16 protein-coding genes are annotated in these 16981 nt (G+C 68.8%); 8 read left to right on the top strand and 8 right to left on the bottom strand.

Annotated features, from left to right (window positions below; genetic code table 11):
* Positions 1–825: 825 nt before the first annotated feature.
* Positions 826–1884, top strand: a complete 1059-nt coding sequence (locus QH276_RS03815; protein WP_280399231.1) for an amidohydrolase family protein — start codon at positions 826–828, stop codon at positions 1882–1884.
* 40 nt (positions 1885–1924) lie between these two features.
* On the opposite strand, the gene QH276_RS03820 is transcribed toward QH276_RS03815, so the two are convergent.
* Both QH276_RS03820 and QH276_RS03825 read right to left on the bottom strand, forming a co-directional pair.
* Positions 1925–2689, bottom strand: coding sequence for an SWIM zinc finger family protein (locus QH276_RS03820; RefSeq protein WP_280399230.1), 765 nt, complete (start codon positions 2687–2689; stop codon positions 1925–1927).
* Positions 2689–5493 carry a DEAD/DEAH box helicase gene (locus tag QH276_RS03825; RefSeq protein ID WP_280399229.1) on the bottom strand — a complete coding sequence of 935 codons (2805 nt, stop codon included), beginning with the start codon at positions 5491–5493 and terminating at the stop codon, positions 2689–2691. Before QH276_RS03825 ends, QH276_RS03820 begins: the two co-directional genes overlap by 1 nt.
* Positions 5494–5796: 303 nt before the next feature.
* Between QH276_RS03825 and QH276_RS03830 the strand changes: the two genes are divergently transcribed.
* Both QH276_RS03830 and QH276_RS03835 read left to right on the top strand, forming a co-directional pair.
* The gene (locus tag QH276_RS03830; protein ID WP_280399228.1) at positions 5797–6159 is read left to right on the top strand and encodes a hypothetical protein; all 363 of its coding nucleotides are present in this window, start codon (positions 5797–5799) and stop codon (positions 6157–6159) included.
* A 47-nt stretch (positions 6160–6206) separates the two neighbouring features.
* On the top strand, positions 6207–6923 hold the full coding sequence (locus QH276_RS03835; RefSeq protein ID WP_432278636.1) for an HNH endonuclease family protein: 717 nt from the start codon (positions 6207–6209) through the stop codon (positions 6921–6923).
* Positions 6924–7229: 306 nt separating this feature from the next.
* On the opposite strand, the gene QH276_RS03840 is transcribed toward QH276_RS03835, so the two are convergent.
* The 4 genes from QH276_RS03840 to pdhA form a co-directional block, all read right to left on the bottom strand.
* Positions 7230–8045, bottom strand: coding sequence for a sulfurtransferase (locus QH276_RS03840; protein ID WP_280399227.1), 816 nt, complete (start codon positions 8043–8045; stop codon positions 7230–7232).
* Between the two features lie 94 nt (positions 8046–8139).
* A complete protein-coding gene (locus QH276_RS35475) occupies positions 8140–9870 on the bottom strand; it encodes a dihydrolipoamide acetyltransferase family protein (RefSeq protein ID WP_280399226.1) in 1731 nt (576 codons plus the stop codon).
* Positions 9871–9909: 39 nt separating this feature from the next.
* Positions 9910–10884 (bottom strand): alpha-ketoacid dehydrogenase subunit beta, encoded by a 975-nt coding sequence (locus tag QH276_RS03850; RefSeq protein ID WP_280399225.1) that lies wholly within the window; start codon positions 10882–10884, stop codon positions 9910–9912.
* Entirely contained in the window at positions 10881–11987 is a 1107-nt protein-coding gene (gene pdhA / locus QH276_RS03855; protein WP_280399224.1) for a pyruvate dehydrogenase (acetyl-transferring) E1 component subunit alpha, read from the bottom strand. Before pdhA ends, QH276_RS03850 begins: the two co-directional genes overlap by 4 nt.
* A gap of 143 nt (positions 11988–12130) precedes the next feature.
* On the opposite strand from pdhA, the gene QH276_RS03860 reads away from it, so the two are divergent.
* Positions 12131–12625, top strand: coding sequence for an Lrp/AsnC family transcriptional regulator (locus QH276_RS03860; RefSeq protein WP_280399235.1), 495 nt, complete (start codon positions 12131–12133; stop codon positions 12623–12625).
* A gap of 174 nt (positions 12626–12799) precedes the next feature.
* The gene (locus QH276_RS03865; RefSeq protein ID WP_280399223.1) at positions 12800–13633 is read left to right on the top strand and encodes an SDR family oxidoreductase; all 834 of its coding nucleotides are present in this window, start codon (positions 12800–12802) and stop codon (positions 13631–13633) included.
* 136 nt (positions 13634–13769) lie between these two features.
* Here the strand turns inward: QH276_RS03865 and QH276_RS03870 are convergent, their stop codons facing one another.
* Complete coding sequence (locus QH276_RS03870) at positions 13770–14309, bottom strand: tetratricopeptide repeat protein (protein ID WP_280399222.1); 540 nt, start codon at positions 14307–14309, stop codon at positions 13770–13772.
* Between the two features lie 33 nt (positions 14310–14342).
* Positions 14343–14660 carry a hypothetical protein gene (locus QH276_RS03875; RefSeq protein ID WP_280399221.1) on the bottom strand — a complete coding sequence of 106 codons (318 nt, stop codon included), beginning with the start codon at positions 14658–14660 and terminating at the stop codon, positions 14343–14345.
* Between the two features lie 368 nt (positions 14661–15028).
* On the opposite strand from QH276_RS03875, the gene QH276_RS03880 reads away from it, so the two are divergent.
* The 3 genes from QH276_RS03880 (at position 15029) to QH276_RS03890 (ending at position 16937) form a co-directional block, all read left to right on the top strand.
* On the top strand, positions 15029–15922 hold the full coding sequence (locus tag QH276_RS03880; RefSeq protein WP_280399220.1) for a helix-turn-helix domain-containing protein: 894 nt from the start codon (positions 15029–15031) through the stop codon (positions 15920–15922).
* Positions 15912–16124: a DUF397 domain-containing protein gene (locus QH276_RS03885; protein WP_280399219.1), complete on the top strand. Its 213-nt coding sequence runs from the start codon at positions 15912–15914 to the stop codon at positions 16122–16124. The genes QH276_RS03880 and QH276_RS03885 overlap by 11 nt, the downstream gene beginning before the upstream one ends.
* 222 nt (positions 16125–16346) lie before the next feature.
* Positions 16347–16937: a DUF3558 domain-containing protein gene (locus tag QH276_RS03890; RefSeq protein WP_280399218.1), complete on the top strand. Its 591-nt coding sequence runs from the start codon at positions 16347–16349 to the stop codon at positions 16935–16937.
* Positions 16938–16981: the final 44 nt, after the last annotated feature.

Below are 16981 nucleotides of genomic sequence, written 5' to 3' on the forward strand. Positions count from 1 at the left end.
TCCCGGGGCCTGTCTGATAATCCCCACAAAAATACGGGTTCGGCCGTGCACCCCCCGTTCCGCCGGCCGCACCGCCGGCCGCCCCCGGGCCTCCGCCTCCCGGCCTCCCCCCGCCGCCCGCCGACTCTTCCGACCCAGCTACTCCGGACCGGGCACCCCGGATGCCCCGGCCGCCACGAAACGCGGATTTCCGGCCCGGCGGGGGTGGTCCGTCCGTGGGCGGTGCCTGCGATACCGGCCGAGCGGGTCCGGACTCACCGGCCCGCGATTCGCCCCCCGACGCCTGCTGCGACGAATCCTTCTCGGCCACAGAGTCCATTATGCCGCCGAGGCCCCCTGCGTTCCGGGTTCACCGCAAACCCACTTCCCGGCAACAGCCACGCCCGGCAGCCGCACCCCGCACTGGGCACCCCGCACCCTGGCAGCCGCACCTGGCACCTGGGCAGCCGCACCCCGCACTGGGCACCCCGGACCTCGGCAGCCGCACTCTGCACATGGGCAGCCGCACCCCGCGCCCGGCAGCCGCACCTGGCATCCCGGTCTTCACACCCACACCCACACCCACACCCCGGCCGGGCGGAAATGAACGGTCCTGCCGCCGTCGGGCACCCGGCACCCGGCACCCGGCACCCGGCACCCGGCACCCGGCACCCGGCACCCGGCACCCGGCACCCGGCACCCGGCACCGAGGAGGCTACGGTCAGCAACCACATCGCATCGCAAGCCCGGCCGACCGGCGACAAAGGCGGAATTGGACGGACCGCCGCCGCTCGCGCGCTACGCTCGGCGAACCGACGACGATCGCAGGAAGGTGCCACCAGCGCTATGGACATCGGCGATATCCGGATCATCGACGCGCATATCCACCAGTGGGATCCGTTCACCAACCCGCGCGAATTCAGCGGTACCGCGAAACTCCTGCGCGCCGTGCCGCTGCCCCTCGGGCTGGCGGTGCGGCTCGCGCCGCGCCGAGATCGCGAATTCGTCGGCGAACCCTCCGCCTATATGGGCCCGTACCTGCCTGCCGACTACCGGGCCGACGCCGCCGGGCTACCCGTCGAATCGGTGGTGCATATCGAGGTCGAGTGGACCGGGGCGAAATCCGAGGAAACGCGCTGGGTCACCGCGCTGCCCTTCGGGGTGGACACGCCCGCGCTGGCGGCGGTCAGCGGCGGCGGCTCGCCGTCCGACCCGGGTTTTCCCGAACTCCTCGAGGCCCATCTGTCGGCCTCGCCGCTGGTGCGCGGGATCCGCAGTATGGTCGCGCACCACCCGGACACCGGGATACGCAGTTTCGCGCCCGGACCGAACACGCTGCGGAGCCGGGAGTTCCTGGACGGTTTCGCCGCGTTGGCCGAACGCGATCTGGCCTTCGAAGCGTGGGTGTACTCGCATCAGATCCCGGAGGTCACCGCGCTCGCCCAGCGCTACCCGGAAGCCACGATCATCCTGAACCATCTGGGCACGCCCGCCGGAATCTTCGGCCCGGTCGGTAAACACACCGGCCGGGATGCCGAAGCCCGCGCCGGCCTCCTCGAACGGTGGCGCACCGATATCGCCGAACTGGCCGAATGCCCGCGGGTAGTGGCGAAAGTCAGCGGCCTGATGATGCCCGTCCTCGGGCACTCGGTCCCGCGGCACGGCTCCCCGACACCGGTTCGCGAACTCGTCGACAGGATCGGGCCCCTGCTCCGGCACGCCGCCGATACGTTCGGCCCCGACCGTCTCATCTGGGGATCGAACTTCCCGGTCGACCGGCCGATCACCTCGATCACCGGCAGCGCCGAGGCGGTTGCCACGGTCCTCACCCAGCACCTCGGTGACTCCGTGCCGCTCGACAAGATCTTCCGGGCAAACGCCCAGCGGGTCTACCGGCTGGACTAACTCTGCGCGCGGCGGCGGGGTGCGCTACGGACCGAAACCTCTACCTTCCGGTCAGGGACGCATACATCGTGACCAGCGCGCGATTACCAGCGGCCGCGGTGTTCTCGTCGGCGCAGAGCATACGCAGCGCGCGCCGCAGGAGCGCCGGGTCCAATTCGTCGAGCGCCGGCCCACCGCGCGGCGCCGGTAGGGCGGGGAGTTCGAGCGCCTCGCCGTAGGGGTCGGTGGTTTCGTCCACCTCGTGGGCGGCCGTCTCGACTCCGCCGATCAACCGTTCGATACTCAGCCCGCGCACGGCCAGCAGATCACGGGGATGTTCGTCGAGACGTTCGGCCAGCAGGCAGACCACGGCGATCGCGTGTTTGCACGGCCAGCCGGGATCGGGGCAGGTACATCCGAAGTCGATATCGGCGGCCGTTTCCGGCACCAGATGCGTGGCGAGTTCGCGGGGCAGGTCCCCGGAAACGATCCGGGCGAGCATCCCCGGCGCGGCACGGATCGCCTCGACCACCAGCTCGATCTCTTCCGGCCGCAGCCGGCGGATCTCGCAGGTGGTGGTGAACGGGCTCGGCTGGCTGCCCTGTACCTCGGCGGTGACCACACCGGGTTCGATGCGGTAGCTCACCACCTGTCCGGCCCGCGCGTAGGTACGTCCACGCGCGAGACGGCCCGGGTCGGCGAGCCGTTCCATCACGTCGAGCAATGCCTTGCCCCAGAACGTCCGGGTGAACCCGCCGCGGCGATTGCGGGCCGCCGCGCCGCCCGATACCGGGCGGCGCTTACCGTATTCCGCGAAATCGGCCATCACTCACCCACCGCCTCGGCACCGAGGGTGAACAGCCGGGCCAGCTCGTCGTTGCCGAGTTCGGTGATCCAGTTCTCCCCCACCCCGATCGCGAGATCGGCGAGTTCCCTTTTCCCGGTGATCATTTCGTCGATTCGCTCCTCGATCGTGTCGACGCAGACCAGTTTGCGCACCTGCACCGTGCGTTGCTGGCCGATCCGGAAGGCGCGATCGGTGGCCTGGTTCTCCACCGCGGGATTCCACCAGCGGTCGAGGTGCACCACATGGTTCGCGGCGGTCAGGTTCAGGCCGGTGCCGCCGGCTTTGAGCGAGAGCAGCAGCAGCGGCGGGCCGTCGTCCTGCTGGAAGGCCTCCACCATCGCATCGCGCCGCTTCTTGGCGACCCCGCCGTGCAGGAACGGGATCCGGCTGCCGAACCGTTCGGCGAGATACGGCGTGACGAGTTCACCGAACTCCCGGAACTGGGTGAACAGCAGCGCCTTCTCACCCTCCGCGAGGACAGCGTCGAGGACATCCTCGACCAGTGCCAGCTTCCCCGAACGGTGCGCGCCGCGACGCAGTACGGCCGAGGAATCCCCTAGGAAATGGGCGGGATGGTTGCACACCTGCTTCAACCGGGTGAGCGCGCCGAGAACGGCTCCCTTACGCGCCATTCCCTTTGCGTCACGCAGTTTTTCGAGCATATCCTCGACCACCGCCTGATACAGCGCCGCCTGTTCCACGGTGAGATTGGCCCGGACCGTCATCTCCAGTTTCTCCGGCAGATCGGAGATCACGGCCGGATCCGTTTTCACCCGGCGCAACAGGAACGGCGAGGTGACGGCACGCAGCCTGGTGACGGCGTTCTCGTCGTTCTCCCGTTCGATCGGCACGGCGAAACGGGCGCGGAAGGTCTGTGGGCTGCCCAGTAACTTCGGAACGGCGAAATCGAACAGGGAGCGCAGTTCCTCGAGCCGGTTCTCCACCGGGGTGCCGGTGAGTGCCAGCCGGTGCCGGGCCGGGAGCGCCCGGGCCGCCCGCGCCTGCCGGGTGGCGGCGTTCTTGATGTGCTGGGCCTCGTCGAGCACCACCCGTTCCCACTGCTGCCGCGACAGATCGGCGATATCGCGGGCGAGCAGCGCGTAGGTGGTGATCACCAGATCGGCACCGGCCACCGCGACGTCCAGATCGCGCCCCTGGGCCCGGCCCGGCCCGTGATGCACCAGCACCCGCAGGTCGGGGGCGAACCGGGCGGCCTCGCGCTGCCAGTTGCCCACCACCGACATCGGGCACACCAGCACGGTCGGCCGCGGCGCGGTCTCGCGTTCCCGTTCGTGCAGCAGCAGCGCGAGCACCTGGATGGTCTTCCCGAGACCCATATCGTCGGCGAGGATCGCCCCACAGTCGAGACTGTTCATCGTCGCCAGCCAGGCCAGCCCGCGTTCCTGATAGGGGCGCAGCTGTGCCTTCAACCGGGCCGGCGCCGCCACCGGTTCCTGCGCGCGGGCGGGGTCGAACAGCGCGGCCGGCCAGCCTTCGGCCGTGACCTCGGTGAGCGGCACCCGCCCGACCCGGGTACCGGCGATCTCACCGATCAGATCGGCGAGGGTGATCTCGGTGTCGCCGGTGTGCAGGGCGACGAATTTCGCGGCGGCGGCGAGAGCACTGTGATCGGCCTGCACCCATTCACCGCGTAACCGCACCAGATCGGATTGCGCGGTGATCAGCTGCCGCATCTCCGGCTCGGAGAGCACGGTATCGCCGAGGGCCAGTTCCCACCGGTAGGACACCAGCCCGTCCAGGCCGACGGTGCTCTGCGCGGCGGGGACGGCCGCCCCGCTCACCCGCAACCGCAGGCTCGGTTCGGTGATGTTCCAGGCCCGCGGCAGCAGCAGCGGAATCCCTGCGGCGGAGAGCGCCTGCGCCCCGTGCGCGACCAGGTCGGCGACCACTTCGGTGGGCAGCAGCAGGTCCAGGCTGTGCGGGTCGCCGGGTACGTCGCGCAGCCGGGGGTAGGCGCGTTGCGCCCGGCCCAGCCATTCCAGCCCCGTGCGTACCTCGTCCGCGATTCCCGGCACCGGGATCGGCCGCGGCGCGACACCGTCTTCCCGCAGGCAGACCTCGAGCCGCCACAACGCGGAATCGCCGGGGACCGCGGCGAATTCACCGTCGGGTTCGCGCAAGCGCAGCACCAGTTCGGGTTCGCCGGCCGAACAGGTCTCCCGCCACTGCCGCAGTACCTCGGACGCCTGATGGCTGCCCGTATCCACCGGAACGTCGGCGGACAGCGCATGTACCAGCGGGTGTGCCGAGACATCCGGGGCGATCAGTTCCCGCGCCATCGGGTCGGTGAGTTCGGTGACCATATCGTCGAGCACATCTGCCGGCTCACCCGCGACGCGCAGCGCCGGCGGCGCCAGGGCCGCGAGCTCGGCGAGCCAGGCGCGCTGACCGGCGCCGCCGGCGGGCCGCCAGCGGGCCCACCACCGGCCCTCCTCGCGCCGCAATTCGGGCACGACCATCCCCGCCCGGACCCAGCGCTCCAGCCCCAGCGCGAGATGCGCCAGGAACCGCAGATCGCCCGCTACGGCGGCGGCCGGTAGCCGTTGTCGCAGCGCGGCCGCCGCGGCAGCGGGTGCGAGCGCATGAGCCCGCACGACCTCCCGCCGTGGCCCGGCCTCGTCGACGACGAGTACCTCGGCCCGGTGCCGGAACCGCGATTCCGCGAGCACTGAACCGAGCAGGCCGCCGACCTGCTCGCTTTCCGCCCCCGGGGCACGCCACAGCAGCAACCCGTACCCGGGTGACCACAGTCCGTGCAGCATCGTCCCATCCAATCAGCCCGGTCCGACACGTCCCGATCGGTCCCCCGCCGACCCGCGGCGGACCCGGTCTCCCGCCGCCCCGGCACGCCCGGGCACTTTCTGGATTTATCCACCCCGACGGCACATACTGGGAAATATCCGCTGGTCACCGCTGTTATCCGCGATCCGAGCCCGCCGGGTGAGAGGCCGCGGCGGGCGAATCGTCCTGCCCCGGCTCTCGCCTTCGGCGGGCGGCGCGCACCGGCCCGGGAACAGCGGTCCCACAGCACACAGCGGCGTCATCGAACAGCGGAGGGCAGCAGCATGACCATTCTGCTCCAGGTTCTCGAGCAGAGCTATACGCCGACCACACCCTGGGAACAGCGCAAATTCACCTTCGTGGATGCCGGCAAGATCGTCGGTATGCGATTGGACGGCCAGTGCGGCGTCTGGCTGGACCTGTCCCGGCCGGGCGAATCCCAGCGCCTGGCCCGCACCGAACGCCCCGAGGAGGCCATCACCTTCCTCCTCACGACGTTCGCGAAGATCGCCGAATGCGGGGACAACGGCGGTTCCTGGGTGATCGGCCACGACGGCGTGCATATCGAATCGCTGGTCGCGACCCGTTTCCCAACGCGAAGCAGCGGGGTGGACAACGACGAGTTGCTGGCCCGCGCCTGGCTGTGAGCCGCGGCCGGCGGTAGCTGTCGGTGCGGTCCGGTATACCGGTATCCGTGAGGACACGGGGGAAGATTCACACGGTTCCGGTATTCCTGCTCGCCTGTCTGCTGCTCGGTGCGCTCACCGGCTGCGCGGGTATCGCCGGCGGCCATCGGCCCGCGCCGGGTAGTCCCGGGCGGGCGCAGCTCGAACAATTGCTCGCCGCGGTGCGCGTGGTCCCGCACCGGCCGCACGCCGGTGGGTACGAACGTGACTGCGGGTCCGGGCAGGGCTGCGTTTTCGGCCCGGCCTGGTCCGACGATCACGACGGCCCGGGCGGGCACGACGGCTGCGATACCCGCAACAACGTGCTGGCCCGGCAGCTCACCGAGGTCGCCTATCGGCCCGGCACCCGCAACTGTGTGGTGCAGTCGGGCGCGCTCGCCGATCCGTACACCGGCGCCCGGATCGTTTTCGACCGGCGCACCGCGCAGCAGATGCCGGTGGACCATATCTATCCGCTGGCCGCCGCCTGGGATATGGGCGCCGCCGTGTGGACCCCCACCCAGCGCATTCGCTTCGCCAACGATATCGAGTACAACCTGCAGGTCACCGACCGCGCGACGAATACCGCCAAAAGCGACAGCACACCCGCCCACTGGTTACCACCGTCGCGGCCCGGCCACTGCTATTACGCGGGCCGATACCTCACCGTGGCGCTGCGCTACCAGTTACCGGTCACCGCCGCTGACCACGGGGTGCTCCGGGCGATCGCCGCGCGCTGTGGTTGAACCGGCCCGACCCACCCCTGGAGACCCGCCCACACTGTATGCCAGGCCGCCGGCCCAGGATGGTCCCGGCCCCGATCGGCACGATGGACCCAGGGCCGGTGCGCGGTACGGCGCCATGTGATCAGCCATTGCTGACGCTGCGCGCACCGAATCTAGGGGATCGCGCGCCGTCGCCTGCCCGGCGCACTCGTCACCATCGGCGCCGTCTCGTCGAGTAACCACCGAGCACCGAGGGCTCGACCGCCGCGGCACAGGGTCGGGGCGCTCCCCGCACCCCAGGATCGGGACACTCCCGACGCCGTGCGTTCAGGCTCCGGTGGCGACGGGGCGTTTCCGATCATGTGCCCACTGTGACCACGACCCCGGATACAGGGCCGCCTCCACCCCGACCACCGCGAGGGCCGCGATGGCATGCGCGGCGGTGACTCCGGACCCGCAGTACACCGCGACCGGTTCGCCGTCCAGGTCGCCGTAGCGCCTGCGCAGTAGTTCGGCGGGCAGGAAACAACCGTCCTCGCCGAGGTTCTCACTGGTCGGGGCGCTGATCGCGCCGGGAATATGACCGGCGCGGGGATCCACCGGTTCGTGTTCGCCGCGGTACCGTTCGGCGGCCCGGGCATCCAGCAGCACCCCTTTCCAGCGGGCGGCCGCGTCGGCGTCGATCACCGGCAGCCGGCCGGGTTCGAGTTCGATATCGCCGGGTTCGGGGTCCGGTTCCACACCGGTGGCCAGTTCGCCGCCGCTGCGCAGCCAGGCGGGTAGCCCGCCGTCGAGAATGCGCACCTCGGTGATCCCGGCCCAGCGCAGCAGCCACCAGGCCCGCGCCGCCGACATTCCACCGAGCGCGTCGTAGACCACCACCGGATCGCCCGCGCAGATCCCCCAGCTGCGCGCGCATTTCTGCAGTTGCTCTACTTCGGGTAGGGGATGGCGGCCGTGCGCCGGGGTGGGTAGCGCGGCGAGTTCGGTATCCAGGTCGACGAACACCGCACCCGGGATATGGCCGTTCTGGTAGTGCTGCGGGCCCTCGGGGTCGCCGAGTTGCCAGCGGACATCCAGCAGGCGCAGATTCTTTTCGGTTGATTCCCGGAGTTCTTCAGCCGAGATCAGTACCGCGTTCAACGCAGCTCCTCGTCCAAGAGTCTGGAACAGATTTCGCCACCGTACGCGGGTCGTGTGCGCGGCGTCCACGCCGACACGGAAATTCGGCGGGCGGTCAGATCCGGGCGAGCAGTGTCAGCGGGTCCTCCAGGGCGCCGGCGACGGCGGCCAGGAAACGGGCCGCGAGTTCCCCGTCGATCATGCGGTGGTCGAAACTCAGGGTCAGGGTGACCACCGAGCGGACGGCGAGTTCGCCGCGGAACACCCACGGTCGCCGATCGACCGCTCCCACGCAGAGAATCGCCGCCTCACCCGGGTTCACCAGCGGAATCCCCGAATCGACGCCGAAGACACCGACGTTGGAGATGGTGAACGTACCGCCCCGCAGATCGGGCAGTCCGGCCCGGCCGTCGCGGGCGGTCTGGGCCAGCCAGCCGATCTCCCGGCACAGTTCGCGCAGGCTCAGTGTCTGCGCGTCCTTGATATTGGGCACCAGCAGTCCGCGGTCGGTGGCGACCGCGATACCCAGGTTGACGTAGTACCGGGTGACGATCTCCGAATTCGCTTCGTCCCAGAAGGTGTTGATACCAGGGTATTCGGCGAGTGCGGCCAGGACGGCCTTGGCGACCAGCGCCAGCGGTGTGGGGGTCAGCCCTTCGAAGGCCTTGGTGGCGCGCAGATGTTCCAGCAGTTCCAGCGACGCGGTGATATCGACGGTGCTCGCCGCGGACGCCTGCGGAATCGTGCGGGCACTGGCCACCATGGCCGCGGCGGTTCGTTTCCGTACCCCGGAGATCGGGGTGCGCTCCTCCCGATCGGCTCCCCGGGCAGGCTGTTCGGCCGCCGCGGCTTCCGCGTCGGCACGGTCGCGGTAGTCGGGCTCGGAAACCGGTACGGCCCCGCGCACATCGGAAACCGTCACCGCCCCGCCCGGACCGGAACCGGCGACGTACCAGAGGTCGATCCCCAGCTCCCGAGCCAACTTCCGGGCGCCCGGAGTCGCCGCGACCCGTCCTCCACCGAGCCCCGTGGCACCGTCCGCCGCGCGCCGGGCGCCGGGCGCCGCCGCGCCTCCCCCACGACCTACCTCACCCGTCCCCGCGTCTGCCGACCCGGCCATATACCTGTCGGTCGCCTTATCCGCGCTCGACGCGCCGGCCGTTTCCCCCGTACGGCGGCCCGCTTCACCGGCCCGCCCTGCCCGATATCCGTCGGCAGCCCTCTCCGTACCGGCGGCTTCCACGAGCCGGCGGCCCGCTTCGCCTCCCCGCACAGCTGCCGGCTTCTCGGCATACCCGTCCCCGGTCCGGCTTCGCTGCGAATCATCGGGCGCTGCCACCGAGCCGGCACCGGCCTGGTCTGCCCGCACACCATCGTCCGGATGCCCACCGGCAGCCGCCTCGGCTGCGTTCGACTCGGCGCCCTGTGCGCCGATAACACCGTCCTGGTAGGAGATTCCGCCGTCCCGCGGCTCCCGGGGAACAGTCCCACTCGCCCGGCGCCGCCGTCTGGACGGCTGGTCCTGCGTGTCCGGCCCGTAGCCCACCAGCACCGAGGTCCGGCCACCGGAGGCCGGTGCGGTGGTGCGGATCCGCAGCAGCGGCGCGCCCACCTCGACCGTCGCGCCGGGTTCGGCCAGCAGTTCCACCACGGTTCCGGCGAACGGCGACGGCAGCGCGACCACCGCCTTCGCCGTTTCCACCTCCGCGATCGTCTGGTTCAGTGCCACCTCGTCGCCCACGGCGACCGTCCAGTTCTGCAGTTCCGCGTCGGTGAGCCCCTCACCGAGGTCGGGCAGCCGGAATTCCAGGATCTCCCCGGATTCGGTGGTTGGGGCATCGTCCACGGTGGGCACCTCCGGCTGGCGTCAGGGCGGCGTGAGCACTCAGGCGGCGAGCGTTCGGTCGACCGCCGCCAGAATGCGGTCCGGGTCGGGCAGGTGATGCTTCTCGAGCTTAGCCGGAGGATAGGGAATATCGAATCCACCGACCCGCAGCACCGGGGCTTCCAGCTGATAGAAACAGCGTTCGGTGATGCGGGCGGCGATTTCCGCGCCGATCCCGCCGGTCACCGGTGCCTCGTGCACCACCACCAGCCGGCCCGTTTTCGCCACGGATTCCGCGATGGTGTCGATATCCAGCGGCGCCAGACTGCGCAGATCGATCACTTCCAGTGAAATACCTTCCTCGGCACCGATTTTCGCGGCCGCCAGGGCGGTGGCCACCGTGCCTCCGTAGGCGACGAGGGTGGCATCGGTCCCTGTCGTGCACACCCGGGCCCGGTCCAGCGGCAGGGCATCCGGGGCCGCCGGGTCGAGTTCTGCCTTGTCCCAATAGCGGCGTTTGGGTTCGAAGAAGATCACCGGATCGTCCAGCGCGATCGCCTGGCGGATCATCGTGTAGGCGTCGGCCGGGTTGCTCGGCGCTACCACTCGCAGCCCCGCAGTATGTGCGAAATACGCTTCGGGCGATTCGGAATGATGCTCCACCGAACCGATTCCGCCGCCGAACGGGATACGGATGGTGATCGGGGCGCGCACCGTGCCCCGGGTGCGGTAATGGATCTTGGCCACCTGCGAAACGATCTGGTCGAACGCCGGGTAGACGAATCCGTCGAATTGGATTTCACACACCGGCCGGTACCCGCGCAACGCCATCCCGAACGCAGTGCCCACGATCCCGGATTCGGCCAGCGGCGTATCGATCACCCGCCGATCGCCGAAATCCTTCTGCAGGGTGTCGGTCACCCGGAACACACCGCCGAGCCGGCCGATATCCTCGCCCATCAGCACCACCTTGGGATCATCCTCGAGGGCGGTACGCAGCCCGGCATTGAGCGCCGCGGCGAATGTGGTGATCATGAGCGGACTCCTTCCTCGCTGGGCGCGACGCTGTCGGCGGCCAGGTATTCGGCGTAGTCACGGCGCTGGGCCTCGACGAACGGATGCGGGGTCGCGTAGACGTGCTCGAACAGTTCCAGCGGTTCGGGGTCGGGCATGGCCAGCGTCGCCGAACGAATCCGATGCGCCACCTCGTCGGCGCGCTCGTCGACCCGCCGCTGCGCCGCCCCGCCGAACAGGCCTTCGCGTTCCAGCAGGCGGCGCATCCGCAGGATCGGGTCGCGGCGGGCCCATTCCTCGGTTTCCGCGGCGGTGCGGTACCGGGTGGGGTCGTCGGCAGTGGTGTGCGGGCCCATCCGGTAGGTGATCGCCTCGATGAACGACGGCCCGCCGCCGCCCCGCGCGCGAGCCGCCGCCCGGCGGGTCACCGCCAAGACCGCCAGCACATCGTTACCGTCCACCCGGCTCGCCGGAATGCCGTGCCCGACCGCCCGCTGCGCGATCGGGGTCGCGCTCTGCAAATCCACCGGTTCACTGATCGCCCAGTGGTTGTTCTGGCAGAAGAACACCACAGGGGCGCTCCAGGTGGAGGCGAAGGTCAGGGCCTCGGCGATATCGCCTTGGCTGGTGGCGCCGTCACCGAAATAGGCGACGGTGGCGATTTCGGCGCCGTCGAGATGGGCGGCGTAGGCGTAACCGGTGGCGTGCAGGCCCTGCGCGCCCACCACGATCGCCGGGTTGGTCATATTGACCTGCGCCGGATCCCACGACGAATGCGCGACCCCGCGCCACATCGCGGTCACCGCGCCCGGGTCCACACCGCGGCAGTACGCGACCGCCGTTTCGCGGTAACTACAGAACACGTAGTCGTCGGCTTTCAGGGCGTGCGCCGAACCCACCTGCGCGGCTTCCTGCCCCTGCATCGGCGCCCACAGGCCGAGTTGCCCCTGCCGGGCGAGAGCGGTGGCCTCGGTATCGATCCGGCGGCTCACCACCAGATCCTCGTAGAGTTGCCACAGTTCATCCGGGCCGATATCGGCGACCAGTGCCTGGTGTTCCGGGTTGTGCACCCGGGCGCCGTCGGGCTGGATGAGTTGCACCGGATACTCGGTTGTGCCGGGCATCGCCTCGCCTCCTCACGCGGGTCACGCGCTGATGTGGCCTATAACACAAAGCATCCACGCTTATGCGGGCTGCGCAAGTCTCGATCCGGCAACTGAGCAAGATGCACAAGTTCGAGGCGGCGAAGACTGTCATACTGCGCTATATGACCAGTCAGGAAACCGCCGGCCCGATACTGGACGCCACGGACGCGCGACTCCTGCTCGAACTGACCGCCAACCCCCGCGCCACCGGTGTGGAACTGGCCGCCCGGCTCGGGCTCTCCCGCAACACCGTGCAGGCTCGGCTGGCCCGCTGGGAGGCTGCCGGCGTACTGGGCAGCTTCGAACTCCGGGTCCGGCCGCGCGCGCTCGGCTACCGGCTCTCCGCGTTCGTGGCGGTCGTGGTGGATCAACACCAACTCGATGCGGTGGTCGCCGAACTCGCCGAAATACCGGAGGTCACCGAGGTCTGCGGGATGACCGGGCCCACCGATCTCACCGTCCGGGTGGTCGCCCGCGACGCCGACGACCTCTACCGGATCACCGGCCAGATCCTGAAGGTCCCCGGCGTGGTGCGCACGAATATGGCCCTGGTGATGCAGGAACTGGTGGGCCCCCGCACGGCGCCCCTGCTGGAACGCCTGGCCGAACCCGACTGACGTGCGACGCCCGGCCCGCATCGCCCGACGCCGATACGGGCAGTTGTCACCGCCCGGAGGTTCCCGCAACCGGACGACCGGTCCGGTATGACCACCACCCGTCCCGACCTGCCGAAGAACTCCCATTAAGCGACACCTATAGGTTTGTGTCGCAATGAGGGATAGGGTGCCGATATGGAGACCTCAGTAACGGAAACCTTCGCCGGCCGGACCGCCATCGTCACCGGCGGCGGTGCGGGTATCGGCGCGGCGCTCGCGCACCGCCTCGCCGATCACGGCGCGAAGGTTGTCGTGGCCGATCTCGACCCCGCCACCGCCGCGAAGGTCGCCGCAGATATCGGCCCGGCCGCAGTCTCCGCGGGTGGCGATGCCGCCGACGCCGGCGTGATCGAACAGCTCATCGCCACCGCGGAATCGTCCTTCGGCCCGGTCGACTTCTATTTCGCCAACGCCGGTATCGGCGGCGGTGCCGGCCTCGACAGCACCGACGCCCAATGGTCGGCCGCCCTGGAGGTCAACACCCTCGCCCATATCCGCGCAGCCCGGCTCCTGGTCCCCGGCTGGCTCGCCCGAGGCGCCGGCTACTTCGTCAGCACCGCCTCGGCCGCGGGCCTGCTCACCCAGCTCGGCTCCGCCCCCTACTCGGTGTCCAAGCACGCGGCCGTGGGTTTCGCGGAATGGCTGTCGATCACCTACGGCGACAAAGGAATCGGCGTCAGCTGCGTATGCCCCATGGGCGTCGACACGGCCCTCCTGCGCGAGGGAATGATCCCCGAGAACAACGCCGAAGCGGGCCGCCTCGCCATCAACGCGGTGAAATCCGCCGGCACCGTCCTGAGCCCCGAGGAGGTCGCCGACACGGTCCTCGCCGGAGTCGCGGCCGGCGATTTCCTCATCCTTCCCCACCCGGAAGTCCTGCAGATGTACCGCAACAAGGGCTCCGACTACGACCGCTGGATCCGCGGCATGCGCCGCTTCCAAGCCACCCTCGAAAACCCCGGGAGTTAGCTCGTCACCCCGACGACAACCCGTACAGCGATCGCACGTCTCACGCTGGGGTAACGGCGCCTGTCCAAGGAGACGGCGGCAACCGGGAGATCGCGGCTGGATATCAATCGTAATCAGCCTCCGGCCTTCCGAAATGTCAACTGGCGGCTCCTCGGTCCGATACCTCCTGCTGGGCGGTGATCAGCAGGCTGCGCTGATAGATCAGGTCGCCGCGGGTTCGCAGAGTGTCCTCGTGCTCCGGGCCGAGCACGCGGTTGCGCGCCTCGAGCAACTGCTGGAAATCGGCGGTGGCGCCTTCGTGGTCTCCCGCCGACCCCCGGACGTCGGCCAGCATGCTCAGCGTTCGCAGGGTGTCCGGGGCGTCGGGGCCGAGCACGCGGGCGCGTCGCTCGTACACCTGCCGGTAATCGGTTACGGCCGCGCTGTAGTCACCCATCATGGCGCGCGTCGTGGCCAGGTTCGCGAGCATGAGCAGCGTGTCCTCGTGATCGGCGCCGAGTATGCGCACCCGCGCGGCGTGCAGTTGTTCGTAACCGGCGGACGCCCCGGCGAAATCGCGGCAGTCGAAACGGAACTCGGTCAGCCGGCGCAGACTCGTCAGGGTGTCGGCATGATCGGCGCCCAGCACGCGAGTCTGATCGGCGATCAGCTGTTCGTAGTCCGAAACGATGCTCATATTGCCGAGAGTACGACCGGGCACCGACACGGATCAGGTAACCGGATCGGCCGCTCCGGGTTCGGGAAAATCCCGGCCGGAAACCATTGTGGGCGAAGGCCGATCCGAATCCATCGGCCGCTCGGATTCGTTCCCGCGGGCACGCGCGGCAGTCTCGACCATTGCACCCACCAGGCCCGCCTCCACCAGTACCGCCAACTCCTCGAGGGAGGCGCCGAGCAGCTCCGGAACACCGATACATTCACCGACGCGCCCGTCGCTCCACACCGGCGCCCACGACCCGTCGCGGTATTGCAGCCAGTGCGCGGGCTGCTCCTCACGCAGCATTCCGAGCACAATGCGCAGGCTCATCGCGCCGGACCCGGGCAGTGGAAGTTCTCAGCGGAAGCGGCCCGAGAGGTATCGGCGGGAAGTTGAACCGGCATTGCGGACCGGCACGGTTCACGCTCGGCGAGTGCGTCCATCAGTTCTCCTATTGCGATTGCACAGCGGAAGCTCGATACCGCCCCGCGGTGGACCAGCGGAGCGGGCCACTCCACCGGGAGCGCGGACAGCACAGCATCGGTGGCGATAACATGGAAAGCCCAGCGTGAGCACATATTCGAACCCGCGCAAAGCTCCACGATCAGGTTCGCGGGTGCGATAGAAAAGCGTTCAGATCTCCCGCCCGGCCGGATTCACGAACGGGCACCTCCGCATCCACATTTCAGGAGCGTCACATGACTGAATCCCCGACCCTGCTTCGCCGCCAGCTCGGCCGCTTCCTCCGCGAATGCCGCGAAGCCACCGGCATGACCATCGCGATCGCCGCCGCCGAGGCGCAGCTCAGCGCAACCGGCCTGCAGAGACTGGAGTCCGGGCACGCCAGAACCCCGCGCACACAGGCTGTGCGGGAACTCTGCACGATCTACGAGGTCAGTCCGGATGAAACCGATAAGGCTGTAGGCCTCGCTACCAAAGCGGCCAGTGCAGACGACGAAGGTGTGGTCACGCTGGGCGGCATGTTCAGTGACGCCTTCAACTTGTACGCGAGCATGGAACGGTCGGCCCGCCGGATCGTTACGTTCCAGGAGCTGGTTCCCGGCCTGCTCCAGACTCCCGACTACGCCCGCAACCTGATCAGCGCGTATCTCCTCCGCACCGGAAACCCCGCGGAAGTCGAGCAGCTCGTAGCGGCTCGAAAAGCGCGCCAGGTGATGGTGACTCGCAAATACAGCCCTCTGCACCTCGAAGTCCTGCTCCATGAGTCTGCTCTGCACCGAGTCATCGAGTCTCCCCGGATCATGGCCGCACAGATGCGTCACCTGGCGGAAATCAGCAAGTTGCCGAACGTAAGTCTGCGGGTCCAGCCATTCAACGCGGGGTGCACCTGGGGAACGCTGCCCAGCGGGTTCGTTGTTCTCGACTTCGGCACCGACAGGCGGGGCAACCCTGTGGAGCCACCCGTCGTCTACCTCGACGGCGCGATGAGCAGCGATCTGTACATCGAGAATCAGCAGATCGTCGAGCGTTACCATGAGCTGGCCGACGATATCCGGCGCACAGCGCTGGACGAAACGAACACTCGAAACTTGCTTCGGCGGAGAGCTAGGGAGTACGACCTTGATCGATAAGCTATCCGGCACCGGCTGGTTCAAGAGCAGCTACAGCGAAACCCAGGGGGCTTGCGTCGAGGTAGCCTACCTCGATGGAGGCATGGTCGGCGTCCGCGATTCGAAGAACCCATCCGGTCCGGCCCTTGTCTTCACCCCCGTCGAATGGAATGCATTCACCGCAGATACCCGCACTGGGGAGTACGGCCGCACTGACAACTGAGCCGACGTGCAGTGTCCAGGCAGCCGGAACGAGCTGCACCCCAGCCAGGACCGCAATCGCAACCGCCTAACTGCTCGTCGTGCGGACATCGGTAGTCGAATTACCGCAACACCGAAACCGCACAGCTCGAAGGCCCCTACCCTACGTTGGGCGGCTCGCGCACGAGTGGTCCTGTTCTGCTACCGTGCCCGATAGTTGAACCACCGGATCCAGGGGGCGTGCATGCGGCTGTGCATGGGGATGAAGTTCGCGGCGGTGCTGGCAGTGGCCGCGTTGCCGGCCACGGGATGTAATTCGTCGCCTGGTGGGCCCGGCGAGACCACACCCGCAGCCGCACCTACCAGCACGCTGACGCCACTCGGCCTCGAACCCGAGGCGCCGGCCGGATACAACCCTTGCGAGGCGGTCACACAGGACATCCTCGACCGCCTGGAGTTGCGGGCCGCCACAAACCCCAACACCGCCGACCTCGATGGCCCCGGCGGACTGAAATGGCGCGGATGCGAGTGGGTCCGCAGTAGGGAATTCGCCGTCGGTGTCACCGTTACCAACGTGACACTGGACTACGCGCGGAAAACATGGACAACAGATCTCCAGGAGTTCGCCCTGGGCGGACGAAACGCCCTCTCCATGCGCAAGAGTGATGAACACCCTGATGATGTGTGCACTCTCAACGTCGAAATAGCCGGCGGCAGCCTCGAATTTCACGTCGTGAAATCCTCGTCGTCACAAGCTTCGCAACAGCTGGACCCGTGCCAGGCAGCGCGGGAGGTTGCCGAGCAGGTCGTCCCGACATTGCCGCCCAGCGCTTGACCTCACGGTCCCGGCGAGAAATTTCAGCAGTCCGACCGTCACAT

Origin of the sequence: Nocardia carnea (assembly GCF_029869215.1) — a bacterium.
Taxonomy (GTDB): domain Bacteria; phylum Actinomycetota; class Actinomycetes; order Mycobacteriales; family Mycobacteriaceae; genus Nocardia; species Nocardia carnea_B.